The organism is Allobacillus sp. SKP2-8 (assembly GCF_007559355.1).
In the GTDB taxonomy this organism is placed as follows: domain Bacteria; phylum Bacillota; class Bacilli; order Bacillales; family Alkalibacillaceae; genus Allobacillus; species Allobacillus halotolerans.
Map to the genome: position 1 here is coordinate 1 of NZ_VMHF01000002.1, position 25,814 is coordinate 25,814.

Sequence of the window (25,814 nt, forward strand, 5' to 3'; positions counted from 1 at the left end):
CCATCATAAAAAATGGGGCTGGCAAAGTTCTCGAATTTCTTTTGCATTTTTATCAGATTTTCTCTTGCAAAATACAAATCGGGCGCGATTGTGAAATAAGTTGTATTAAATAAAGGCTCTGTTAAGGTTTAGTGTTGATTTTCTAATGATGTTGCATTGAGTTGTTGAATTGTGAGAAACGAAGGTGGCGACTCCTGCGGGTCAACTAAGAGCGGCCACGTCCTGTGGCCAACGTTGACACTAGCCATCCATGGCGTCGGTATAGCACGAGTCTCGAGACCCCGCAGGAAGTGTCTTTCTTCCGAGGAGGCTCGAGCCGTGCCCGCGGTAAAGAAGACACTGCGATTTATCGCAGATGTCGCCCTTATGCCCTTTGGGTAAAAGCGTCCACCGGTAGCGGATCACAATATCAACAACGGCCTTTAACAAAGCCTAAATAAAAGGAGCTAAATCCCTCAAGATTTAGCTCCTTTTCGTATCCTATTTACTTCTCTATATTTGGGGTCAAAAACTCACTTCTGAAGGATAAATGGCTGGGAACTATTTGCTTTAAGATTGCTCTAAACAACAAATAATTTTGCTATAAAATCCATCTAAATTAAAAGCTATTGCCTTTGATTTCTTACTCCCCTATTCCCACTCAATCGTGGCAGGTGGTTTACTCGTAATGTCATACACAATACGATTCACATGTGGAACTTCATTTACGATTCGATTTGATACTTTCTCTAAAACATCAAATGGAATTCTTGCCCAATCGGACGTCATACCATCAATTGAATTGACTGCACGGATGCCTACTGTATGATCGTATGTCCGTTGATCACCCATAACGCCAACACTTTGGATGCCAGGTAAAACAGTGAAATACTGCCATACTGTTTTATCCAATCCTGCTAACATAAATTCTTCTCGCAAAATAGCGTCTGATTCACGAACAATTTCTAATTTTTCTTCTGTCACTTCTCCAAGGACGCGAATGCCTAAACCTGGTCCAGGAAACGGTTGACGCCAAACGATATGTTCTGGAATCCCTAACTCTTCACCTAGCTTCCGGACTTCATCTTTGAACAAAGTATTTAACGGTTCAATTAAATTCAATTTCATTTTTTCCGGTAGTCCACCAACATTGTGATGGCTTTTAATTGTTTGCGCAGTTTTCGTACCACTTTCAATGATATCCGTGTAAAGGGTTCCTTGTGCTAAAAAGTCAACGTCTTCAATTTTCGAAGACTCTTCATCAAAAATATAAATAAACTCATTACCAATTATTTTCCGTTTTTTCTCTGGATCACTGACACCTTCAAGTTTGGCTAAGAACCGATCTTTCGCATCAACTTGAATGACATTCATATGGAAACCTTCCTTGAACATCTTCATGACATCTTCAGCTTCATTTTTACGTAGTAAGCCATGATCAACAAAAATACATGTTAATTGATCTCCAATTGCTTGGTGTAACAATACAGCAACGACAGAGGAATCGACACCTCCACTTAATGCACAGATGACTTTTCGGTCTTTCACGGATTCTCGAATTTTTTCAATTTCTGTTTCAATGAAATTCTTCATCGTCCATTCGCCGCTGCATCCACAAATTTCATACACAAAGTTTTTCAAAAGGTCATTGCCATAAACCGAGTGACCTACCTCTGGGTGAAATTGAACGCCGTAAAACTTTTTCTCCTCATTACTGATCGCAGCAATTGGACAGGAAGGATTTTTGGCATCGACTTGGAAACCTTCAGGCATTTCCACAACATGGTCACCATGACTCATCCAGACAATTTGCTCTTCCGGCAATGTATGAAATGTCGCCGACTGGTTTCCTGTTAATGTTATTTTTGCTTTGCCGTACTCGCGCTGTGCAGCGGGTTCAACACGTCCGCCAAGTTTGTAGGCCATTAATTGCATGCCATAACAAATCCCTAAAACAGGTATGTCTAATTGGAAGATCTCTTCGTCAATAGAAAATGCATCATTCTCAAACACACTATTTGGGCCACCGGACAAAATAATTCCTGTTGGCTTCAAATCTTTTAGTTCTTTTGCGGAAAGGTCATTCGGATGGAGTTCACTATAAACGCCTAATTCTCTAATCCGACGAGTAATGAGTTGGTTATATTGACTTCCATAATCTAAAACAATTATTTTTTCTTCTTGCTTCATACCTACACCTCGACTATTTTGATTCGTTACATTGAGTAATTCGGTGCTTCTTTTGTAATTTGCACATCATGTGGATGGCTTTCTCTCAATCCGGCATTCGTGATTCGAACAAACTGTGAATCCTCACGAAGTGCTTCTAAATCTTTTGTTCCGCAATAACCCATTCCAGATCGCAATCCACCAACTAATTGATAAAGAGTGTCTGCGATTGAGCCTTTATAAGGGACACGTCCTTCGATTCCTTCAGGGACAAATTTCTTCGATTCACCTTGGAAATAGCGGTCCTTACTTCCTTTTTCCATAGAAGTTACAGAGCCCATTCCACGATAAACTTTATACTGTCGACCTTGAAAAACTTCTATATCACCAGGGCTTTCCTTCGTACCAGCAAACATACTGCCAAGCATCACAGCGTGACCGCCTGCAGCGATTGCTTTCACGACTTCTCCGGAGTACTTGATTCCTCCATCTGCAATAATGCTGACTCCATGTTTTCTAGCTTCGGTTGCACAATCATAAATAGCGGTAACCTGTGGAACACCTACACCGGCAACTACACGGGTTGTGCAAATGGAACCTGGGCCAATTCCAACTTTCACGACATCGACACCAGCATCGATTAATGCTTTTGTACCTTCTTTTGTCGCAACATTACCTGCAATTAAATTCACCTGTGGATAGGTTTCTCTCAATTTTTTGATTGCATCCAATACACCTTGTGAATGACCATGGGCTGTATCAATGACTAACGCATCAACACCAGCCTCAACGAGTTTCTGTGAACGAACAAGGACATCACCTGTCACACCAATGGCTGCAGCTACCAATAATCTACCTTGACGATCAACTGCAGAGTTTGGATATTCAATCACCTTTTCGATATCTTTAATCGTTATAAGACCTTTTAACACGCCGTTTTCATCAACTAAAGGAAGTTTCTCCACCTTATATTTTTGGAGAACTTTTTCTGCTTGCTCCAATGTCGTATCAACAGGTGCGGTAATAAGCTGTTCTTTTGTCATAACATCATCGATTGACAATGAATAATCTTCAATAAAACGAAGATCACGATTAGTGATGATTCCGATTAATTTTTGTTCTGATTCATTGTTGACGATTGGTACACCTGAAATCCGGTATTTACCCATCAAATGCTCAGCATCATAAACTTGGTTTTCAGGAAGAAGAAAAAATGGATTTGTGATCACGCCTCTTTCTGAACGTTTCACTTTGTCCACTTGTTCTGCCTGTTCTTCAATCGACATATTTTTATGGATAACACCAAGCCCGCCTTGTCTAGCCATAGCGATTGCCATGCCTGATTCAGTAACTGTATCCATTCCTGCACTCATAATTGGTATTTTTAAGTTTAACGTGTCAGTCAAAGTAACATCTACTTTAACATCACTCGGTAAAACGGTAGATTCTTGTGGCAGTAACAGTACATCATCAAATGTTAAGCCTTCTTTATTGAACTTGTTTTCCCACATATGTGTCGCCCCCTTTACGAAAATATTATTAAAAGACTATCAATCAAAATTTGCATTGTCAACACACCAAATAAATGTTCAACTAGTCACAAAATACTGACATTAATCAGTTGTTAAAAATGTGAATGGCTCTGTTTTCTGATTTGAAATATGAACTTGTAGAGATGGCATTTTTTCTTTCAATTGCTGTTGCAAACCTTCTTTCATCACTTGTTCGATATGATGTCCAGGGTCGATCATGGCAAGTCCCATACCTAAAGCATCATGAGCAGTGTGAAAATAAACATCTCCTGTAATTAGCACATCCGCTCCCATTCGCTTCGCTTGAGAGATATACTTATTTCCATCGCCACCAATAACCGCAATGGTGCGAATGTTTTTATCTTCTTTACCGACAAAGCGCAAGTTCGGAACATCATATGCTTTTTTTACGAGTTGTGCTAGTTCTCGAAGTTTCATCGGTTCTGCTAACTTCGCAATTCGACCTAACCCATAAGATTCGCCTTCAACTTTCAATGGATAAACATCATAAGCCATCTCTTCATAAGGATGAGCTTTTTTCGCTAACTCAATGGTTTGATTCAAAATCCCTTCCGGAACAATTGTATCCATTCGATACTCTTCCACTCGCTCTAATTCATCTTCACTTCCGATATATGGATTAGCTCCTTCTTGTGGTTTAAACGTACCGATTCCTTCAAGATTAAACGTGCAATGACTATAGTTACCGATAAACCCAGCTCCAGCATCGGCAAATGCTTGACGGATTTGGTTTTCATGACTTTTTGGTACATGAATGACGAGCTTATACAACTTTTCTTCAGTTGTTTTGACGAGCACATCTGTGTCCGTCAAATCTAGTTTTTCCATCAATAAATCATTTACGCCACCACGCGCGATGTCTAAATTGGTATGTGCCACAAAAAGAGAAATGTTATGTGTCAGTAATTTTTTTGTAATCCTCCCCTTTTCGCTATCCCAATTAATTTCTTTAAAAGGTTTAAAGATAAACGGATGGTGAGCAATAATTAGGTCGATTTCCTTTTCAATCGCTTCATCAACAACACTTTCAAGTACATCCAATGTAACCATGATTCGATTGGCATCACTATTGGGACTACCAACTTGCAAGCCAATCCGATCTCCTTCAAACGCTAACTTTTTTGGAGCAATCTCCTCCATGACATTCATTACATCCTTTACTTTTGTCATTGCAATTCCTCCTTAATCCATGTTTTTTGCTGTTCAAAAAGCTTGATTTTATCTTCATCTGGATGTTTCGCTTGCTTGATTTGCTGAATAATCTTTTGTTTCTTTTCCAGAACATGTTGCCATTTCTCTATAAAAGCCGGATTTTTTTCTTTCATGAGAAACGGTCCTAAATATATTTCTTTATCTGTTAATTGTTGAGAATGTTCACTTTTCTCCAAAACAAGGATTTCATAAATATAACCTTCATCGTTAATGATTCGTTCACCTATGATTTGATAGCCGTAACTTATTGAAAACGCTCTAATGGAAGAAGCATCGATGTTCGGCTGGAGAATCAATCGGTTGACGCCCTCTAGCTTCTCTGGGTGACTCTCAAGAATGGAACGTATTAGTGTACCTCCCATTCCAGCAATGACGATCGTGTCTACTTCATTTGGTTTGATTACCTCTAGACCATTGCCTAACCTGACGTCAATTTGCTTTTGTAAGTTCATTTTGTTTACTTGTGATTGAGCAGATTCATATGGTCCTCGATTGACCTCACCGGCAATTGCTTGAACGTCGGGTCGATTCAAACAAACAGCGCACGGCAAATAGGCGTGATCTGAACCGATATCTGCAAACTTCCTCACATTTTCAGGTAAAAATTCGATAACTTGATTTAATCGATTCGATATTTCCAAAGCGCTCATACCTTTCCAGTATTAAAAAATCCAGAAACAAAAGAATTTCTTTTGCTTCCGGATTCATTGATTTTATGCTTAATTGCCCGCTCCATCTACTAACCATTCAGCAAGTTTCTCTGCATTGCTTTGGTCAAGATTAATTGCTGGCATTTGTCCTTTACCGTTTTGGATAATCTCTACGATTTCACTCGCGTCATAGCGATCACCGACACTGGTCAAATCAGGACCCATTCCACCTTCTAACTCCCCACCATGACAGGACATACAGTTATTGCTATAGATATCTTCTGGAGCTAGATCAGTTGTTTCTGCGCTTTCTTCTCCTTCACCTTCTGCGTTGTTCATTTGTGCCATTCCGACACCACCCATGATAATCATCGCTAAGATGCCTAGAATTCCAATAAGATAATATGGTGCTGCTGCGTTTCTTTTCATGACATATTGACCTCCTTCAGTTGGATCTATGTAGTATTCTTCGTTTACAAAGCTATATCTATTTTACTTGAAAAGTGTTCAAGAGAAAAGAGATAAATGTGAAGATTTATATAACAATCAATGCAAAGAACAATAAAATTCCAACAAATCCAGAAATAACTAAATAATAGACTTTATTTATCCATCCAAAAGCAATCCAGGCCATTCCCTGAATCACAATCAGAAGATTTAACCAAAAACCGCTTCCCAACCATTCATACACAATCAATGTTGAACCGATGAGTGCTGTCATAAAGAACAAGACGATCACAACATGCGTAAATATGGATTGTGCTTTATTAAAATAATACCAATGTAAGCTAAGAATGAAAATAAAGATCAAAAAAATAATACACTGAACAATAATCTGTTCTGAAAATAAAGGTGCGATGACAATAAATGCCGGAAGAAGAAGGAAAAGAAGAAGCAGATCAAGCCCGATGAATATCTGTCTTTTCATGGAAGTCATTGATTGCTTTTCCTCTTCTACCCCTTCCCCATAGGTATATAATGCTAAGAGAAAATTACAATATTTTTCCGGTAGTAGCTGGTTTTTCTTCCAGTTTGAAATTTCATCGATGATTATTTTATTTTTTTCTTTATCCATACCAAGCCTCCGAGACGACTTATTCTAAGAAATCTTTCAATCGTTTACTTCGACTTGGATGTCTTAATTTACGTAATGCTTTCGCTTCAATTTGTCGGATTCGCTCTCTTGTTACACCAAATACTTTCCCGACCTCTTCTAACGTCCGCGTACGGCCATCGTCCAATCCGAAACGAAGTCGCAATACATTTTCTTCTCGGTCCGTCAGCGTATCAAGAACGTCTTCCAGCTGCTCTTTGAGGAGCTCATAAGCTGCATGATCGGAAGGTGAGGTTGCTTCTTGATCTTCGATGAAGTCACCTAAATGGGAGTCATCTTCTTCACCGATCGGTGTCTCTAAGGAAACAGGTTCTTGGGCGATTTTCAAAATTTCACGTACTTTATCCGGTGTGAATTCCATTTCTTCAGCAATTTCTTCTGGTGTTGGTTCACGACCTAAATCTTGAAGCAACTGTCTTTGTACTCGAATTAGCTTATTGATTGTTTCGACCATATGAACAGGAATCCGAATCGTTCTTGCTTGGTCAGCGATGGCACGAGTGATCGCTTGGCGAATCCACCATGTTGCATACGTACTGAACTTAAATCCTTTGCGATAGTCAAATTTCTCAACCGCTTTGATTAAGCCCATGTTACCTTCTTGTATTAAATCCAAGAACAACATTCCCCGACCAACATAACGTTTTGCGATACTGACGACTAAGCGGAGGTTGGCTTCAGCCAGACGTCTTTTCGCTTCCTCATCGCCTTGTTCAATCCGTTCCGCTAAACTAATCTCATCGTCCGCAGTCAACAGGTCAACCCGTCCAATTTCCTTTAAATACATACGGACAGGGTCATTGATTTTCACTCCTGGAGGCACACTCAAATCGTTTAAATCAAATTCTTCTTCCTTAGAAATCTTCTGCATACTCGGATCGTCTTCACTTTCACCGATGAGGTCGATTCCTTGCTCCGCTAATGTTTCATAAAACTCATCCATTTGTTCGGAATCCAATTCAAAGTGACCTAATTTATCTGCAATCTCTTCGTATACAAGAACTCCACGTTTCTTTCCGATTTCCAGCAGTTGGTCCTTGGATTGTTCTACTGTCAATTCTTGATCTATTGGCTTTTCAGCCATGAAAACCCCTCCTTCCAAACTGACTACGTGAGCTTGGATATATTACTTTTCTTCCTCAATTCGAGCATTTTCATACCTATTCGGGCTGCTGACTTTGGATCATTCTCTCTTTCTGCTTGTTTCAACATGGATTCCAATGCTCGAATTTCTTGATCTATATCACTTTCTTTTTCAATTGCAAGAAAGTAATCTTCCAGTTCGTTCTGTTCCAAATCTTCATTAATTTCCTTCAGTGAAATTTCAATAGCTAATTGCTTGTATTGCTCTTCAGGTAACCGTTCAACAAATTGGCTGACATTCGGTTCGTTGCCTTCCTCATAATAAGCATAGAGATAGGTGACTAATACCTGATGCTCTTGGATATTGAACGCTGAACCTAATCGCTGTTGAACTGTTTCTGCAAACGCTGCATCCCTTAACATGTGAGCAATTAAGTTTCTTTCTGCTGTATGATGTGCTGCATATAGCTTCTCGCTTTTCCTTGTTCTTCCCGTTTGAACGTTTTTACCACCATGTTTATCATTAACCTTCATGGTTTTCTTTATTCTGGAAGTTCGCTTCTCAATCTCCTCGATCAGTGTTTCACGATTCAAATGAAATGCATCTTCAAGATCTTTTAAATGAAAATCACGTTCAACTGGATACTCACTTGTTGCGATTATGTCCAAAGCTTTTTCAATATATGCAATACGATCATGGTCAAGATTTAAGTTGTAGTCTTTTTTATAGTAATCCAATGCAAATGCAATAAAAGTTTGAGCTGGTTGAAGAACTTTCTGTTTAAAATATTCTCCTCCATATCGGTCAATATATTCGTCAGGATCGAGTCGATCTGGAATATAGGCCACTCGAACTTCTACACCTGCCTTACGTAAGATGTTCGCAGATTTGAAACTCGCATTCCGGCCCGCATCATCTCCGTCGAAACAGATCACTGCCTGTTTTACATATCTTTTTAAAGTTTTCGCATGGGACTCAGAAAGACTCGTTCCCAAAGTGGCGACCGCATTATAAACGCCTGCTTGGTATGCTTTGATGACATCCATATATCCTTCAAAAAGAATAACTTCCTTTTCTTTTTGAAAATGTTTTCTTGCTAGATGAAAATTGTATAAAACCCTTCCTTTATGGAAAAGCTTGGATTCAGGACTATTTAAATACTTCGGCTCTTGATGCTCTTTAAATGCTCGTCCTCCAAACGCAATAATTTTCCCTTGATGATTTTTAATCGGGAAAATGACGCGATCTTGAAAACGATCATAATAACTCCCTTGATTGTTTGACTGAATCAGTCCATATTCAGCCAACTGTTCAAGTTTATATCCTTTTCCTTTTAGAAAAGCGGCTAAGAACTCATTACGGTCTGGAGAGAATCCTAATTGAAACTCTTCGATAGTCTCAGGCTCAAACCCTCTTTTTTTCAAATAATTTAAGCCTGATTTTCCGTCAGAAGTGTGTTTGAGCACATGATGAAACAATTTGGCTGACCAATCATATGCTTGTAAAACACCTTCTTGCTCTTCAGAGTAATATGATTCTTGTGGTTGGATAAACCACTCACCTGAGATTTCTTCACCACTTTTGCGAGCTAAAAGTTGGATAGCTTCTGTGAAATGAATGGACTCAATCTCCATTAAAAAACGGAGTGCATTGCCTCCTTTTCCACAACCAAAACAGTGAAAAATCTGTTTCTCTTGTGAAACAGAAAATGACGGCGTATTTTCTCCATGAAATGGACATAGACCAAAAAAGTTTCTTCCTTTCTTAGTCAATTGAATATATTCACTAATTACATCGACGATATCACTCGTTGATAAAAGTCGATCGATCACTTCTTCAGGCACCTTGTTCATTTTTATCACCATATTTATATATCATTCGATAAAAATACCATAAACCCTTCATCAATCGACATTTTTTGTGAAAACTTCGTGAACACCACAGCAAAAGAACTAATTGTTTTTCTTTTACCCTTCTAAAAGCAATCGAAAACGTGTCGACTCTTGAGTTTAAAGGGATTTTGTAGCATTTTTATGTACGTTGAGTTCATTCAAAAACTTAGCCTTTGGAGTGATATGATATTTCTCACAAATATTGATTATAAAACAAAGTTGTCGAGAATGCTAACTTTTTGCTGATAATTTCTTAGGTTTTACGATTTGTTTTAAAACAGGAGATTATTCAAAGTGACAAATATGAAAAGGGAACAAAAATATAGAGGCGGGAATTTATCGATTTCACTTGATTCCCAACCTCTCAGATTGACGCATATACTTATGTGAACCGTTACTTGATTCACGATTAACAATATAAATATATTAAATTTTATTGTTGTTTTTATAATATATTTCTAAAATGATGTTTGCTGTTTCTTCGACAGCCTTGTTGGAAACATCAACCGTCTCACAACCGATTTTCCCGACAACTTGATCAAAGAATGAGTTTTCTTTTTGGATTCGTTCTAACTTTGCGTAGTTGGCTGTGTCATCAAGACCCAGTGACTTTAGCCGCTCTTTACGAATATCATTCAATTTTTGACTATCAATCCGTAAACCAATACATTTGTTTGGATTCACTTTGTATAATTCATCTGGTGGGTCTACCTCAGGAACTATTGGTACATTGGCAACCTTTATTCGTTTATGAGCCAAAAATTGAGATAAAGGCGTTTTGGATGTTCTTGACAATCCGATTAATACAAGGTCTGCTTTTAGAATGCCCTTTGCGTCTCGTCCATCGTCATATTTAACTGCAAATTCGACTGCTTCAATCCGTTTGTAATAATCTTCGTCAAGTTTATGTACTAAACCTGGTTCAAGTTTTGGTTCTATTCCTAAATAATCTTCAAGACGATCCAGTAATGGTCCTAGTAAATCAACTGCTATCACATTATTTTTTTTAGCCATATCCATTAATTGATATCGAAGTTCTGGTTTCACGAGTGTGAATGCAATCATCCCATTATTTTCTTTTGCCAATGTGATTGCTTCACGTAGCGTTCCTTCATCATCTACATAGGGAATCCGCTGAATTTTATCTTCGTGACCGTTAAACTGACTTAACGCTGCTTTCGCTAACAGTTCAGCCGTTTCACCCACTGAGTCTGATAATACATAAAATTTAAACGGGTTCATAGGTTCCCTCCTCTTTTAATCTTCTTTTACCAATTCGACGAAAGCACGGGTGATATTTGTCTTTGTCACTCGGCCGATGACTTCCAATCCGTCATTTTTTTCATTAATAACGGGTAGGGCATCTATTTGATTTTCGATTAACTTATTTGCTACGTCAATCAGCAGTTCATCTTTTTTACAAACTTTGATCATCGGCATTCTTGTCATAATAATATGTACAGGAACCTCCTGTAAACTCTGTTGGCCAAGACTGGCACGAAGTAAGTCTTTTCTAGATAAAACACCTTGTAAGCGTGAGGCTTCATCCACGACAAAAAGAGTTCCGACATCCTCTAAAAACATCGTTGTAATAGCATCATATACACTAACATGTTCATTGACTACAACTGGAACCGAAAAGTGCTCACTGACTTTCATTTTTTTGATATTATGCGTCAGTAATTCGTTTCTAGTTTTACCTGTATAAAAATAACCGACACGTGGTCTTGCGTCTAGAAATCCAGCCATTGTCAGGATGGCTAAATCAGGTCGCAAGGTAGCTCGCGTCAATTTTAGTCGATCAGCAATATGTTCACCAGTAATCGGTCCGTTCTCTTTGACGATTGAAACAATCTCTTCTTGACGGGCGGAAAGTTCCATTTCATTCACCACCTTACCTTCGATTACGTTATACTTTTTGCTATTCATTATATCCGATTCGTGCTAAAAATAAAATAAAGGATGACTCATTGTACGAAATTTGTCACCCTTTTACTCTTCTAATAAATGAATTTGATCTAAAAATCGTTTGCTTTTGATGAACATTCCACCGTAACGATCATAATAGTCATCCAGTAATTTTCTTAGCCATTGAATGGTTTCTTTTCTCAGCTGAATATTCCGTATTCGCTTTATACTTGTTTCACTCATTGTTTGCAGCAGTTTATGAATTGAACTCGGTAACGATACAGCGTCAGACGCTTTATACTGGCATTGCTGGCAGAGTACACCACCTTCAGTTATGGAGAAAGCAACAATTGGTTCATCAATATGACCATTTACGCATTCTTTTAAAACTGGAGCAAAACCACCGATCTGGTATAACTTCAATTCAAGCATCATCGCAATGATTGCTGGTGGATTCTCATCTTCTGCCATCTTTTCTAAACTGGCTAACAGTTCTAGAAATAACAATTCATACTTTTCGCGTTCATTCATCATTTTCGATACCAACTCAGCTATGTATGTCGCATACCCGGTTTTTACGATGTCTTCCCGAATTTTCCTCATACTATCCAATACCTCGGCTTGTTGAATCGTACCCAACCCAGTCGAAATGCGCATGACAAATATTCCATAGATAAATGGCTGCGTAACCGCAGCCATTCGACTTTTTGATTTTTTGGCACCCCTGGCAACACCGCTGATCAGTCCATACTCGCGTGTAAACAGGGTGACTATTTTATTTGTTTCGCCATAATCCTTTGTTCTTAAGACAATGCCTTCAACTTTTTCAAACATCTAGCATCCCTTACTTTCTCAATGTACCCCTTATTTCGTTTCTACCTGTGAAACAGATGACAATTCTTCCGTGTCCTCATCTGCTTTTTCTTCACTCAACTCTTCAACTTGTTTCATCAACAAGTAAGCTTCAAGGTTTCCTGTTTTCTCAAATAATTTCCATGGCAATTCACTCATCATGTCCTCCACCTTTCAGTAATTTGAACTGAAAAAATGACTCATTTGTTATTTTCTCCGGTTTTGGTTAGTTCATAAGTTTTAATAATTACCATTTCAGCGATTGTTTAGTACTCATCCTCACGATATCCGTATTCCCGTAGTTGTGAGGCACGGTTGCGCCAATCTTTTTGAACTTTTACCCAAAGTTCCATAAATACTTTTGAACCAAGCAAGTTTTCAATATCTTTTCTAGCCTCGGTTCCAATTTGTTTCAACATATTCCCTTGTTTTCCGATAATAATCCCTTTTTGTGATTTTCTTTCGACAATGACAGTTGCTTGTACATCGATAATGTCCTTGTTTTCCTGCTTTTTAATCGATTCGATGATCACAGCGACTGAATGAGGTATCTCTTCCCTCGTATGATGAAGTACTTTCTCTCTGATCAATTCACTAATGATAAAACGCTCTGGATGATCTGTTACATGATCTTCTGGATAATATTGTGGGCCTTCAGGCAATTGATCAACCAATACCTCCAGTAATCTGTCAACATTATTTCCTTGCAGTGCGGAAATTGGCACAACTTCAGCAAACGGAAGTTTTTCACGGTATTGATCAATCAAAGGCAGTAAATCATCTGGATGGACTTCATCAATTTTGTTGATAACAAGTAATACAGGTTGCGAAATACCTTTTAACTTTTCAATGATAAATTCGTCGCCTTTTCCATAGCCTTCCTTTGCATTAACCATGAACATGATTGCATCTACTTCATTTAGTGTGTCAATCGATGACTTTACCATGAAGTCACCGAGTCGGTGTTTCGGTTTATGAATTCCAGGTGTATCTATAAAAATCAATTGATACGTATCTGTTGTTAAGACACCTTGAATTTTGTTGCGTGTTGTTTGTGGTTTGTCACTCATGATCGCAACCTTTTGACCAATCACATAATTCATGAATGTTGATTTCCCAACGTTAGGTCGACCGATGATTGCTATAAAACCTGAGTGATAGTTTTCTGATGACTGCATATTTATTACACCTACTTGTATTCTGTTAGTGGTATTTTACTACATTTGAACTGAAATTTCACAACATCGACAAAGGTAGTAGAAATTAGACAAAGACAATGTTGATTTTATTTCATTTTACCCAAAATGCGATCGAGTAAATCTTTTTAATGAATTCATTTTTGTATGCCGCGTACTTATTGAAAATAGTATCATTAGATGGATAATAAGCAACTTGCGAGCACTAATCCCTTAAACGCTAAAACATTTTTGTGATAATGAATTTTTTTCTATAAGTTAATTAATTGGTATGATCAAAATACGAAACCCCAGCTTTGAACTTTTTAACATTCGTTCACTAACTGGGGGCTGTCTGGATTATGGCTCTAATGCCTTTTTTAAAATGGCTTTGTTAAAGTCCGTTGTTGATATTGTGATCCGCTATCGGTGGACGCTTTCCGCGGGCACGGCTCGAGCCTCCTCGGAAGAAAGGCACTTCCTGCGGGGTCTCGAGACTCGTGCTATTCCCGCAGGAGTCGCCACCTTCGCTTCTCACAATTCAACAACTCAGTGTACATCATTCGAAAATCAACACTAAACCTTAACAGAGCCTTTAAAATAAAGCATTCATAAATTCAATTACTTTCGGGAAAAAGATAATTATTCCGACCATCGCAGCAAAAATGGCGGCTACCAAGACAGCTGCCGCACTTATATCTTTAATATTTTTGGCTGATTCGTGTTCTTCTTTAAACAATACATCTGTAAGTAGCTCAACCACCGTATTCATTAACTCAAATGCTAAAACAAAGCCGATGGCCAATATAACAAAGAGCCATTCAAAAACAGAGATGCGAAAAAGGAAACCTGAAAATATGACCACAAACATGATGATGACATGTATACGCATATTAAATTCTGTTTTCAATGAGGTAATGACGCCTGTGACGGCATAACCCAACCCAATTCGATCTCTATTTTTTTTATTTTTCATGGCGAGTTAACCCAAAATCATCAAGTAGATGATCTTGTCGTTCCATCATTTCTTTTTCTTCTTCTGTCGTCATATGATCATAACCCAATAAATGCAAGAAACCATGAACAGCAAGAAAGCCTAATTCCCGATTGAATGAATGACCATATTCATTTGCTTGTTCATTGACCTTTTCAATGGAAATGATGATATCACCAAGATGCCGAGGTAAATTATCTCCCCGGATCTCAATTTCTTCCTCCCCGTGTTCCTCGAGGGCAAACGAAATCACATCGGTTGGCTGATCTTTGTCACGGTATTGCTTATTAATTTCTTGAATCGTTTCATTATCGACAATGGTTATCGATAATTCGGCGTCATTCTCAATCTCTTCTTTTTCTCGTGCGTAATCAAGTAGCTTTTCCAGTAATTCTAGTTGATTTTGTTCGAGTTGGTTTGTTTCATCGTTAATATCAATAATCATGAGTGAGCCTCCTTTACCTTAGCTTCTTGAATGGAATCCGATGGATAGTCAATCCGCTCGTGAAAAACACCGTTTAACACGCTGTGAATAGAGTTTTCAATTATTTTTAAATCGCTCAAAGCTAATTGACTGTCATTTAACTGCTCGTCCATTAATCGGTTATTCATGATCGAGCTGACGAGCTTTCTGATCTCTTCCTTCGTTGGATTTTTCTTCGATCGGACCGCTGCTTCAACAGAATCACATATATTGATGACAGCAGCTTCCTTTGTTTGTGGAATTGGACCTTTGTAACGAAAGGCCGATTCTTCTACATCATCATTCGTTTGCTTTTTTGCTTTATGGTAAAAGTAACTTAGTAATGTAGTACCGTGGTGTTGTTCGGTAATTTCAATTATTTCTTCCGGCAATTTATACTGTCTCAATATTTCAGCACCTTCATAAGGATGGGCCAAAATGATTTTGGCACTTTCTTCTGGTGATAGTTCATCATGTGGGTTATCTATATTTTGCTGGTTTTCGATAAAATAATGTGGCCGAAGTGCCTTCCCCACATCATGGTAATACGCAGCTACTCTCGCTAATAATCCGTTAGCTCCTATGGCTTCACATGCCGATTCGCTTAGATTGGCAACCATGACACTATGGTGATAGGTGCCAGGCGCTTCAATCAGAATTTTTTTCAATAAAGGATGGTTAGGATTGGATAACTTCAAAAGCTTAGACTCCGTCAATAGGTTCAGCCCTGCTTCAAACAACGGGAGCAGCCCGAGTGCCAAGACAACGGAGACTAACACGGAAAGACCAGCGAACAATAAAGACAGAAATAAATTCAGTGTGAAGATTTCTGTTTCTATAGGAATGACAAATGTAATAACGAGCAACCAATGGACAAACAGTAGGAACGCTGAGTTTTTAATTAACGATACACGTTCGATTAATGATCCTAGAAAGTAAATCGCAACCATTTGTGAAATTTGATAATAAAGGAAAGAGATTATGAAAGCATCTGTGAAATGCGCGTGAAAAATACTTGCCGTAATTAAAGACATCCAAACTGTCGATATAATGGCAATCCGCTCACCAACTAATCGATTCATTAAAATGGCGTAAGCAGCTACAGGTGCAATATAAAACAACATCGAATGATCAGGACCAAATACGTTAGTGATCAATAATAAGAAGTACATGCCAAGATTCAACAAGACGAAAGATATAGCCGTATTCTTTGACCAATTGTTATTCGTCGTTCGTAATTCCATATACATCAGCATAAACATACAGACAGAAATAACACTCATTACAGTAAACAAGTGAAGTGATTTGTCACCTTGCAAGTATTGAATCATCAAAATAATAACAAAAACGGCAGGCAAACTGATACTACAGATGACTGCCGAAAAACGAGATGATTGATTTCTTGTATGATTAAAAAGCGTTTTATTCTCGTATTGATCCATTGAAATCCCCAACTTCATTTCTTTTTATTTATTCATCTTCATAAGCTTCGATTATTCGTTGTACGAGTGGGTGTCGAACGACATCGGAGCCTTTCAGATAATTGAATGAGATTCCTTTAATGTTTTTGAGTTTTTGTTCAGTTACTTTCAATCCTGAAATGACACCTTTTGGCAGGTCAATTTGTGAAACATCACCCGTAATCACCATTTTTGAACCGAATCCTAAACGAGTCAAGAACATTTTCATTTGTTCTGGCGTCGTATTTTGAGCCTCATCCAATATGACAAAAGCATCATCCAATGTACGGCCTCTCATGTAGGCCAAAGGAGCGATTTCAATCGTACCTCTTTCCATCAATCTGTCCGTATGCTCTACACCAAATATATCGTGCAAGGCATCGTATAGCGGACGTAGATATGGATCTACTTTTTCTTTTAAGTCACCAGGTAAGAAACCAAGGCTTTCTCCCGCTTCAACGGCTGGACGTGTCAATACCATGCGTTTAACATCGCCATTTCGCAATGCTTTGGCGGCCAATACAACAGCCAAATAGGTCTTTCCTGTTCCGGCCGGCCCTATACCAAAAACAAGGTCGTTCGCTTTAATGGATTGAACATAATCTCTTTGTCCCAATGTCTTAACGCGAATCGGTTTTCCTTGTTGATTTTTCGTGATTTCATCTTCAAAGAGCGTTTCGAATTGCTCGATTTTTCCTTGTTTTGCTAATTCAATCCCATAAATGATATCACGCTCAGTCACATTGATGCCTTTTTTGATAATTTTCATAACAGCCAATAATAGGCTTTTTACTACATTAACATCATCAGAATTCCCAGAGATTTGGATTTGTCCGCCTCTTGTTATAATAGTGACCGGTAAATATTCTTCAATTTGTTTTATATTTCGATCATTGGTTCCGAATAAACTCAATGTATTTTGATGCTCTTCCGTGTGTAAGTCAATCGTTTCCTTACTCTCTTGCATACATCAGTCTCCTTGATCAATGATTTGTTGAGTGGAAATATCCTCGATTACTTTGACAAACATTTCTAGTTTAACTTTATCACTGTCTCGATCTTCGTGCAAAACTTTTTGGTATTCAAGTTTTACTTGTTGGCCAAGTTCCCGTTTTAATCGCTCTTCAATTAAACTTGGCAAGCGTTCTTCAATATCATATTCTAATTCACTGGATTGTTCATCATAATAGTAACGCTTTGTCAGGCTGATTGGCAAAGGCCACTTAAAGAAATAAAACGGTGTCTTTTCTTCATGAACCAACCTTAACTCATTTTCTTCTTTCCCAATTTGCCGATCTCCTATACGCAAATGATAAGAAGTAACTGGGTCTGGTAGTAGTTTTAATTGCTCTTGTCTTAGGTTGATCGTTAATTGAAGATGATACCATACTTCAGCCCATATCTCACCTTTTGATGTTGTTTGGTTCTCTCCTTCTTCATCCAAAAGACCTGATACGAGAACATCTCCTTTTTTCACAACATCATTCACTTCCACCAAAGGCCTTCCATCTGTCACAAACATGGAATGAACCGTACCCGATTTTTCAGCGACCAAATGGCTCGGTCTCTCATTTTGTTCCTCTAATTCTTTTTCACTTTCTTCAATCTCTATGTAATAACTCGTTCCTTGTCTTTGAATGCCGACATACGAGATTTCTTCAATCTTATTCATAATTTCTCTTTCAATTGTTGAGATGTTTTCTGTTTGTTGAATCCAATTCCCCTCCACCAAACCAAGCTCTTGGGTCAAAGCTTGTACTTCATAGCGAGATTCATCTGTCCCGCCTTTTATCGTCACATTCCAAATCAAATTTGATAAACAAAATATAATGACTACACCGATCAGCATACCGATCATCGCCGGAATCCACTTTTTTCGTTGTTGGTAAATTCGTGGAAACCCACTTTTTCTATTGAACCGAATTTTACATTGATACGATTTTCTAAAACGCTTAAGAAGCGCTATATCCTTGTATGCAATCTGAAAAGATGCTTTTTCAGAAGACTTTCTACGCAAAGAAGAGATATGGACATTCTCTTGAAGCAATCGATTCATGAATGATTCGATCTGTTTCCCTTCAACGTCTACAATTACTGTTCCTTTGATTTTACGACCGTATTTATTAATGGTTCAACTCTCCTTTCCTGTAGATTTTTGTGTCACGGACAAAATCGTACCTTCAATGACGATTTCGTTTTTCATCAAACTTTTAATGACTAAGTTTTTACCCTCAACAACTATTTGACCCCCGTTTTGTTCAACAATAATTTGTTGATCCTGAAACTGCTTTAAACCTTTATGATTCTCTATATATAAATGAACATGGCCGATTAATGTCATTCGTGGATAATCGTAGATGACATCATTGGGGAGCTGAGCTTTTTGTGTTAACCATCGATTTATTCGCTTTAATTTTTTCATCCCACTTTCCCCCTATCATCTCCAATGTATGAATGAAATGAATGAACTATCACTTGCGATTAAAAAAACCCACCTATTCCTTATTGAATAGGTGGGTCGCAAGAGTTATGCTTGCCGGTTTCGCCGAGCTGATTTTGGTCGATCGAGTACTTCACTCATAATTAAACTTTCAACCAATCGTTTTCTGTTCAAATTCTCTTTTACTGAAATTCGTTTAGAGGTTCCATGATCTTTCGGGACAATTGAACCCGCTTTAATTTCATCACTTGCCTCCATACGTTCAGCTGTATCCTCTAGTGATTCTTCTCTTCTTCTCTGTGAATCTTCTAACGCTTGATACCATTCATTCGACGAATCGGATTGGACATCTTCGATAGTCGTTTCCACTTCTTGCTTAAATGTTTCAAACCGTTCTCGTACAGTTTGTTTTTCGCTTGCTTCCGGCTTTGGATTGGGATCTTTCCATGTTGGTCGTTCATCGCGACTTTCTTTTTCATCTTCGTTTTTGAAAAATCCAAACAATCCAGCCAGTAAGGCCATAATAATGAAGATATTACTGAAAATCGCGTCTAAAATTCCTTCCAAAAGGATTCACACTCCTTTGGCGAGCAGATTATTATTTCGAATCATTGTCGTGATCGTTATCTTCTTTACTGATCTTGCTAATCATATCTCGCATATCTGTATCAGCCATCACGTTTTTATAGTTGACGTAATCCATGACACCCATATTACCGCTACGAAGTGCTTCAGAAAGTGCTTTTGGAACAAGTGCTTCCGCTTCAACCACTTGTGCTTGCATTTCTTGAACTTTGGCAATGTTCTCTTGTTCTTGAGCAACTGCCATTGCACGACGTTCTTCTGCTTTCGCTTGAGCAATGTTTTTGTCTGCTTCAGCCTGGTCCGTCTGTAACATTGCACCGATGTTTTTGCCAATATCAACATCTGCAATATCGATGGATAAAATTTCGAAAGCTGTTCCAGCGTCCAAACCTTTGCCTAAAACATTTTTGGAAATTCGATCTGGATTTTCCAATACCTTTCCGTGGCTCTCTGAAGAACCGATTGTACTAACGACACCTTCACCGACACGTGCGATAACCGTATCTTCTCCGGCACCACCGACTAAGCGGTCAATATTCGCACGAACAGTTATACGTGCTTTCGCTTTTACTTCAATACCATCCATAGCAACACCAGCGATAAATGGTGTTTCGATCACTTTCGGGTTAACACTCATCTGAACTGCTTCTAACACGTCACGGCCTGCCAAATCAATCGCAGCACAACGTTCAAAGCTCAATTCAATGTTCGCACGCTGAGCAGCAATTAACGCATTAACGACGCGGTCAACGTTACCACCAGCTAAATAGTGACTCTCCAGCTGGTTGGTATTTACATCAAGTCCTGCTTTGTGTGATTTGATCAATGGATTAATGACCATTTTAGGGACAACTCGACGTAAGCGCATACCAATCAATGTAAAGATACTGATTCTAACACCTGCAGCTAGGGCGCTAATCCAGAGTGTTACTGGAACGAATGTGAATAAAATGACTACGGCAATGATAATCAGTGCCACAAGCAACAAAGGCCATAATTCTTGAAATTCCATAATGTACTTCCTCCTAAATAATTAATCTTCTTTTTTTATTTCTCTTACCACTAATCGCGAGCCTTCCACTTTGACCACTTTTATAGTTGAGCCCTGGGCAATAAAGGATCCTTCTGAAACAACATCTAGTCGTTCTTCATCAAATATGGCTGTTCCGGATGGGCGTAGGTAAGTTAGGGCGGTGCCTTCCTTCCCGATTAACTCCATGCGGTTTATGTTGGAAATATAACCCTTTTCTGTGGACGTTTGGTCTTTTAAGACAATATGTCGAAAGATTCCTTTATCCGTATCGATCTTTTTGAAAAGGAAAATTGCCAAGATCATTGCAACCAACAGAGCAATACCTATACTGAATGCCATATGACCCATATCGGCTCCTGAAGTCAGCATGGCTCCAAGAATCGCTCCCCCACCGACAATACCAAGAATACCACTCGGTAAAAATATCTCCAATACAATTAAAACAATACCTGCAATCATGAGAACTAATGACTCATAACCAGCTAATCCCGCTACAAGATGTCCGTAGAAGAAGAGAAATAAAGCCGCAACACCCATTCCGCCAGCAACACCAAATCCTGGTGAATACAGTTCAACAATCAAACCAATGCTCGCAATCGATAACAGGATTGGAACAACAACTGGGTTGGTAATGAACCTCGCTAAATTCTCAGAGAATGTTGGACTTGTTTCTGTGACACTTGGTTTAGAGATTTCCATCTGCTCAAATAACTCTTGACGATCAGATGCAATCCCCTCTGCATACTCTACCTCAAGGGCTTCCTGTGCACGTAATGTCAGAAAATCACCTTCACCCGCACGATATTCAGGCAAATCGATACTCGGGTCTGCCATCGCCTGGGCATACAATGGATCTCTCCCATTTTTCTCGGCTGCAGAAGTCATCGCTGCAATCCATGCAGATTGTGCTTTTTTGTCAGCTGCATTCCCATCACCAGTAATGACTCCAGAGGCTCCCATTGTTGCTCCAGGTTTAAAATAGATTTCATCGGCTTGCAAAGCTATGTATGAACCTGCTGACAAGGCCTCATTAACAATATAAGCTGCGGTTGGTATTTCTGTACTTGATATTAAAGTGGCAATATCTCCAGCTGAGTCTACTCTTCCGCCTGGTGAATTAATTTCAAATACGATTTGATCGGCAAATGCTTCCTCAGCCTCCTTGATACTACGTTCAAGGAAAGCAACCAATCCCCGCTCGACTTCATTTTCAACAGGAATCACATACACGGATGTAGAAGCTTCTGGTTCCTCATTGGCAAAGATTGATGCTTGGTTGATCCATAGGAATGATAAAATGAATATGAATACCGCCAAAAGGTTTTTACGCATTCATTTCACTCCCTTCTTCCAGCCTTTTCAGACGGTTAATTACTATTCTACTATATATACGTCCAAGAACAATCAGAAGTTTCATGATTTACAAAAAATAATACATACCACATACAAAAAGAATTCGAGCTTTTATGTTCCACCATTCTTTTTTGATCGAAAGCCGTATGACTTGAGCTCTAAATAGCTAGTCGAACGATCCTCTTCATTCCAGTTACCAATACAATAAAGTACTTTCAGGCATAATGAAAAACCCAACTTGATGGGTCATGCATTACACAATCCCACCAAATTGGGTTTTTATCTTTTTATTGTAAATGTTTCATTACGAATTGATTGACTTTTGAACCGTCAGCCTTACCTTTAACTTTCGGCATGACTGCACTCATTACTTTCCCCATATCTTTTTTGGAAGTAGCTTGTTGTTCATCAATCGTTTCTTGGATGATTTTTTCTAATTCTTCATCAGATAACTGCTCTGGCATATAAGCTTGAATAATGGCCAACTCGTTTTCAACTTGTTCGGCCAAATCTTCGCGGTTAGCTTTTCGGAATTCATGGAGGGAATCATTTCTTTGCTTTACTTCACGACTTAAAACTTGCAGCTCTTCTTCTTCAGTCAAGTCAGCCTGTTTTTTGATCGCTTCATTTTGCAAAGATGATTTAACCATTCGAATAACAGTTAGTTTTTCTTTTTCTCTGTTTTTCATCGCTGTTTTCATATCAGCGTTTAATTGTTCAAGCATTGACATGAACGCTTACACCCTCTTTTATTTTTTACGCTTCCGTGCAGCCTCTGATTTTTTCTTACGTCTTACACTAGGCTTTTCATAATATTCACGCTTACGATACTCAGACAATGTGCCGTTTTTAGAAACGGATCGTCTAAAGCGTCGAAGAGCATCCTCAATAGTCTCATTCTTTCTAACGCGAGTTGTATTATTAGACATGCTCAACCCTCCCTCCAGCTAAACCAAAAAAGTGAAACAATGCACACAGCTCGTGTACATCTTTGGTTATTATATTAAAAATTCCTTCTCAGGTCAATGAACACTTTTTAAAACAAGTCATGTATTGATCGAACAAGCATAGAATATCACGGGGAGGAACGCTATGTATCTCATGATTTTGATGATCGCTACGTATATTGGAATTTTTTTATTTGGAATATTGCTCATGCGGATCGGTTTCGAAAACCTAAGTATGCAGTCCATAAAATCCATTCGACCGAACCCTTCGATCTTTGCTGGTTTACTAATGGGTTTTTTGCTGACGCTTCTCCTGCAAAGCAGTTCTGTCTCGATTGCTTTATTAATCTCGTTTTACGCAGCCTATCGACTGAGTATTCCCTTTGCAATTTGTTTTATCATCGGAGCAAACATTGGGACAACCTTAACGGCTCAATTATTTGTTTGGAATAATGAACACTTGATGATTGCTAGTTTATTGATCGGTTTCATCTTGTTAATTAGTCAAAAACGTAACTTTTTCTTCATTGGTTCCATTTTATTTGGAATGGGAATTGTGTTTAGCGCTTTGGGTGGACTTGAACAATTATCGGATCAAATTCCAAAGAATTCATACATGGCTATCCAAAATGGACAAATCGATCATCCATTTTTCCTGCTATTATTCGGTGCAGCAGTAACAGCCATTATTCAGTCTTCTACTGCTTTTACAGGAATTCTAATGAGTTTTTCTGGTGGAGGTGGAACCATTCCGTTGTTGGATGTCTATTATTTACTCTTAGGCGCCAATATAGGCACTTGTTTAACCGTCATACTGGTTGGTCTAAGCCACAAACCGAAGCTAAGGATTGTTGCGTATATTCACGTTTGGATCAATGTAATCGGCAGTATTGTTTTTTTCCACCCGGGAATCGGACAAGTCTTCGTTCAGCTTGTCACAACCATTACCAATCATTCCGGTCAACAAATTATTTTATTGGCATTTTTGTATAATCTGGCCCTCGGGTTACTCATTTTCACTTTACACAAACCTTTTGCACGATTTTTAATGAAGTTATATTCACATCAAGCGAATTGGTCTACGTCCATTAACCAAAGACGTATAAAAGATTAAAACAGACTTGGACAATAGAGAACTAGTGACGCAAAAGCCGAACAGTTAAATAATAAGGAAGCCTGTTAAACAGAAAATCCGAGCGATTTATGAAGATCTAAATCGCTCGGATTTTCCTTACTTCTATAATTTTTATTCCAGTCTCTTAAGACGATATAATCCATTTAATTTGCTCCACCAATTGTTCCATTTCAACATCTGTGCCGATCGAAATGCGGATATATCCATCAATTTTTGATTCGTTGAAATAACGCACATAAATGCCACGTTCTTTTAAACTTTCGTATAAAAATTTGGCGTTCATATTCGGTTTCACAAATAGAAAATTTGCCGTTGAATCTATCACTTCAAAATTTAATGAGCGAAGAGCTTCAGAAGTCCATTCTCGTGTCTGTTTCACTTGATTTATGGTCGTTGAATAGTAAACTTCATCTTTAAAAGCCGCTTCTGCTCCTGCTAATGAGACACGATTAATCGTATACGAATTGAATGAGTTCTTAATTCTTTCTAATCCTTCGATAAGAACTTCATTACCGATCGCATAGCCTAAACGAATTCCGGCAAGTGCATGTGATTTCGATAGTGTCCGTGTAACGAGTAGATTCGGATATAATTCTGTTAGTTTAACGGCTGTTTCGGCCCCGAACTCTACATAAGCCTCATCAACAATTACAACTTGATTTGTATTCTGTTGAAGGATTCGTTCAATGGCGCCTAAGCGTAGTGCGAGTCCTGTAGGTGCGTTTGGATTCGGGAAGATTACGCCGCCAACCGAATCATATAGGTTTTCAACATCTATTGAAAAGTCAGTATTCAAAGGAACTTTTTGAAAAGGAATATCGTAAAGATTCGCGTAGACCGGGTAAAAACTATACGTTGTTTCTGGAAACTTGATCGGTTTATTCGGTTCGAAAAATGCTTGAAAAGCAAACGCCAAAACTTCATCCGATCCGTTTCCGACAAATACGTTCGATGGTGCCACTTTTTCTCGAGCGGCGATTATATTTTTCAATTCCGTAACGGTAGGACTGGGATAGCGTCTCAAATCACTGTTAATTGCCCGATGCATCGCTTCAAGTGTCATTGGGGAAGGTGGGTACGGATTTTCGTTCGTATTCAATTTAATGACGTCTGTTTCTGCTGGTTGTTCACCGGGTACGTAAGGCTTCGCTTCTTTGGCCTTTTTGCTCCAAAATTGACTCATACTTACTTCTCCTTCATCCGTTCAGTCAAAACTTCTTTCACGCGTTCGATCGGCATATTTTTTTCAGCTAACAATACAAGAATGTGATAAACGAGATCAGCGGTTTCCATGGCTATATTTTCATGATCGTCATTCTTCGCACCGATAATAATTTCACTGGATTCCTCGCCAATTTTTTTCAAAATTTTATCGACGCCTTCGTCAAATAAATAATTTGTGTAAGATCCGTCTTTCGGATTTTCTTTCCGATCTAAAATAGAACGATAGACCTCATGGATTACTTCTCTACGATAATTCAAAGAATCATCACCCAGATCTACACTTCGATAAAAGCAACTGCGCGCTCCCGTATGGCAAGCTACACCAACTTGCTCAACCTGTAAAAGAATAGTATCTTTATCGCAATCATAAGACATCTCTTTTACATATTGATAATTTCCGGATGTCGCCCCTTTATTCCAAAGTTCTTGTCGAGAACGACTATAAAACCATGTCGTCTTCGAATCAATGGTCTTTTGAAGTGATTCTTCATTCATGTAAGCTAGCATCAATACTTCTCCTGTACGTGCATCTTGAACAATAGCTGGAAGCAGTCCATTTTCATCAAAGTTAAATGTTATATTTCCCACTAAT

Annotated in this window: 27 protein-coding genes; 1 reads left to right on the plus strand and 26 read right to left on the minus strand. The window is 38.6% G+C overall.

The window, feature by feature from the left end:
- Nucleotides 1-630: 630 nt before the first annotated feature.
- The 24 genes from guaA to rpsU form a co-directional block, all read right to left on the minus strand.
- Nucleotides 631-2,169: a glutamine-hydrolyzing GMP synthase gene (gene guaA, locus FPQ10_RS03255; RefSeq protein ID WP_144160232.1), complete on the minus strand. Its 1,539-nt coding sequence runs from the start codon at nt 2,167-2,169 to the stop codon at nt 631-633.
- A gap of 26 nt (nt 2,170-2,195) precedes the next feature.
- Entirely contained in the window at nt 2,196-3,659 is a 1,464-nt protein-coding gene (gene guaB, locus FPQ10_RS03260; RefSeq protein WP_144160235.1) for an IMP dehydrogenase, read from the minus strand.
- A 102-nt stretch (nt 3,660-3,761) separates the two neighbouring features.
- Nucleotides 3,762-4,871: a Nif3-like dinuclear metal center hexameric protein gene (locus FPQ10_RS03265; RefSeq protein WP_144160238.1), complete on the minus strand. Its 1,110-nt coding sequence runs from the start codon at nt 4,869-4,871 to the stop codon at nt 3,762-3,764.
- A complete protein-coding gene (locus FPQ10_RS03270; RefSeq protein ID WP_144160241.1) occupies nt 4,868-5,563 on the minus strand; it encodes a tRNA (adenine(22)-N(1))-methyltransferase in 696 nt (231 codons plus the stop codon). Before FPQ10_RS03270 ends, FPQ10_RS03265 begins: the two co-directional genes overlap by 4 nt.
- 69 nt (nt 5,564-5,632) lie before the next feature.
- Nucleotides 5,633-5,992, minus strand: a complete 360-nt coding sequence (gene cccA, locus FPQ10_RS03275) for a cytochrome c550 (RefSeq protein WP_144160244.1) — start codon at nt 5,990-5,992, stop codon at nt 5,633-5,635.
- 106 nt (nt 5,993-6,098) lie between these two features.
- Nucleotides 6,099-6,638, minus strand: coding sequence for a hypothetical protein (locus FPQ10_RS03280; RefSeq protein WP_144160247.1), 540 nt, complete (start codon nt 6,636-6,638; stop codon nt 6,099-6,101).
- A gap of 19 nt (nt 6,639-6,657) precedes the next feature.
- On the minus strand, nt 6,658-7,761 hold the full coding sequence (rpoD, locus tag FPQ10_RS03285; protein WP_144160250.1) for an RNA polymerase sigma factor RpoD: 1,104 nt from the start codon (nt 7,759-7,761) through the stop codon (nt 6,658-6,660).
- 23 nt (nt 7,762-7,784) lie between these two features.
- Nucleotides 7,785-9,614 carry a DNA primase gene (gene dnaG / locus FPQ10_RS03290; RefSeq protein WP_144160253.1) on the minus strand — a complete coding sequence of 610 codons (1,830 nt, stop codon included), beginning with the start codon at nt 9,612-9,614 and terminating at the stop codon, nt 7,785-7,787.
- Between the two features lie 465 nt (nt 9,615-10,079).
- Nucleotides 10,080-10,895: a pyruvate, water dikinase regulatory protein gene (locus FPQ10_RS03295; protein ID WP_144160256.1), complete on the minus strand. Its 816-nt coding sequence runs from the start codon at nt 10,893-10,895 to the stop codon at nt 10,080-10,082.
- Between the two features lie 15 nt (nt 10,896-10,910).
- Entirely contained in the window at nt 10,911-11,534 is a 624-nt protein-coding gene (gene ccpN / locus FPQ10_RS03300) for a transcriptional regulator CcpN (protein ID WP_246569048.1), read from the minus strand.
- Between the two features lie 111 nt (nt 11,535-11,645).
- Complete coding sequence (recO, locus tag FPQ10_RS03305; RefSeq protein WP_144160259.1) at nt 11,646-12,395, minus strand: DNA repair protein RecO; 750 nt, start codon at nt 12,393-12,395, stop codon at nt 11,646-11,648.
- Nucleotides 12,396-12,425: 30 nt separating this feature from the next.
- A complete protein-coding gene (locus FPQ10_RS03310; RefSeq protein WP_144160262.1) occupies nt 12,426-12,572 on the minus strand; it encodes a YqzL family protein in 147 nt (48 codons plus the stop codon).
- Nucleotides 12,573-12,679: 107 nt separating this feature from the next.
- On the minus strand, nt 12,680-13,591 hold the full coding sequence (gene era, locus FPQ10_RS03315; RefSeq protein WP_144160264.1) for a GTPase Era: 912 nt from the start codon (nt 13,589-13,591) through the stop codon (nt 12,680-12,682).
- Nucleotides 13,592-14,183: 592 nt separating this feature from the next.
- Entirely contained in the window at nt 14,184-14,564 is a 381-nt protein-coding gene (locus FPQ10_RS03320) for a diacylglycerol kinase family protein (protein ID WP_144160267.1), read from the minus strand.
- On the minus strand, nt 14,554-15,027 hold the full coding sequence (gene ybeY / locus FPQ10_RS03325; RefSeq protein ID WP_144160270.1) for an rRNA maturation RNase YbeY: 474 nt from the start codon (nt 15,025-15,027) through the stop codon (nt 14,554-14,556). Before ybeY ends, FPQ10_RS03320 begins: the two co-directional genes overlap by 11 nt.
- Nucleotides 15,024-16,487 carry an HD family phosphohydrolase gene (locus FPQ10_RS03330; protein ID WP_186278521.1) on the minus strand — a complete coding sequence of 488 codons (1,464 nt, stop codon included), beginning with the start codon at nt 16,485-16,487 and terminating at the stop codon, nt 15,024-15,026. Before FPQ10_RS03330 ends, ybeY begins: the two co-directional genes overlap by 4 nt.
- Nucleotides 16,488-16,515: 28 nt before the next feature.
- Nucleotides 16,516-17,472 (minus strand): PhoH family protein, encoded by a 957-nt coding sequence (locus tag FPQ10_RS03335; protein WP_144160275.1) that lies wholly within the window; start codon nt 17,470-17,472, stop codon nt 16,516-16,518.
- Nucleotides 17,473-17,475: 3 nt separating this feature from the next.
- Nucleotides 17,476-18,633, minus strand: a complete 1,158-nt coding sequence (gene yqfD / locus FPQ10_RS03340) for a sporulation protein YqfD (protein WP_144160278.1) — start codon at nt 18,631-18,633, stop codon at nt 17,476-17,478.
- Nucleotides 18,634-18,636: 3 nt separating this feature from the next.
- On the minus strand, nt 18,637-18,927 hold the full coding sequence (gene yqfC, locus FPQ10_RS03345) for a sporulation protein YqfC (RefSeq protein WP_144160281.1): 291 nt from the start codon (nt 18,925-18,927) through the stop codon (nt 18,637-18,639).
- Nucleotides 18,928-19,032: 105 nt separating this feature from the next.
- A complete protein-coding gene (locus tag FPQ10_RS03350) occupies nt 19,033-19,512 on the minus strand; it encodes a hypothetical protein (protein ID WP_144160284.1) in 480 nt (159 codons plus the stop codon).
- 31 nt (nt 19,513-19,543) lie between these two features.
- On the minus strand, nt 19,544-20,542 hold the full coding sequence (gene floA, locus FPQ10_RS03355) for a flotillin-like protein FloA (protein ID WP_144160287.1): 999 nt from the start codon (nt 20,540-20,542) through the stop codon (nt 19,544-19,546).
- Between the two features lie 21 nt (nt 20,543-20,563).
- Nucleotides 20,564-21,895 carry an NfeD family protein gene (locus FPQ10_RS03360; RefSeq protein ID WP_144160290.1) on the minus strand — a complete coding sequence of 444 codons (1,332 nt, stop codon included), beginning with the start codon at nt 21,893-21,895 and terminating at the stop codon, nt 20,564-20,566.
- A gap of 308 nt (nt 21,896-22,203) precedes the next feature.
- Entirely contained in the window at nt 22,204-22,647 is a 444-nt protein-coding gene (locus tag FPQ10_RS03365) for a GatB/YqeY domain-containing protein (protein ID WP_144160293.1), read from the minus strand.
- An 18-nt stretch (nt 22,648-22,665) separates the two neighbouring features.
- The gene (gene rpsU / locus FPQ10_RS03370) at nt 22,666-22,845 is read right to left on the minus strand and encodes a 30S ribosomal protein S21 (protein WP_144087509.1); all 180 of its coding nucleotides are present in this window, start codon (nt 22,843-22,845) and stop codon (nt 22,666-22,668) included.
- Nucleotides 22,846-23,008: 163 nt separating this feature from the next.
- Between rpsU and FPQ10_RS03375 the strand changes: the two genes are divergently transcribed.
- The gene (locus FPQ10_RS03375) at nt 23,009-23,977 is read left to right on the plus strand and encodes a Na/Pi symporter (protein WP_144160296.1); all 969 of its coding nucleotides are present in this window, start codon (nt 23,009-23,011) and stop codon (nt 23,975-23,977) included.
- Between the two features lie 145 nt (nt 23,978-24,122).
- Here the strand turns inward: FPQ10_RS03375 and hisC are convergent, their stop codons facing one another.
- Both hisC and hisIE read right to left on the minus strand, forming a co-directional pair.
- Nucleotides 24,123-25,181: a histidinol-phosphate transaminase gene (gene hisC, locus FPQ10_RS03380; protein WP_144160298.1), complete on the minus strand. Its 1,059-nt coding sequence runs from the start codon at nt 25,179-25,181 to the stop codon at nt 24,123-24,125.
- A gap of 2 nt (nt 25,182-25,183) precedes the next feature.
- Entirely contained in the window at nt 25,184-25,810 is a 627-nt protein-coding gene (hisIE, locus tag FPQ10_RS03385) for a bifunctional phosphoribosyl-AMP cyclohydrolase/phosphoribosyl-ATP diphosphatase HisIE (protein ID WP_144160301.1), read from the minus strand.
- Nucleotides 25,811-25,814: the final 4 nt, after the last annotated feature.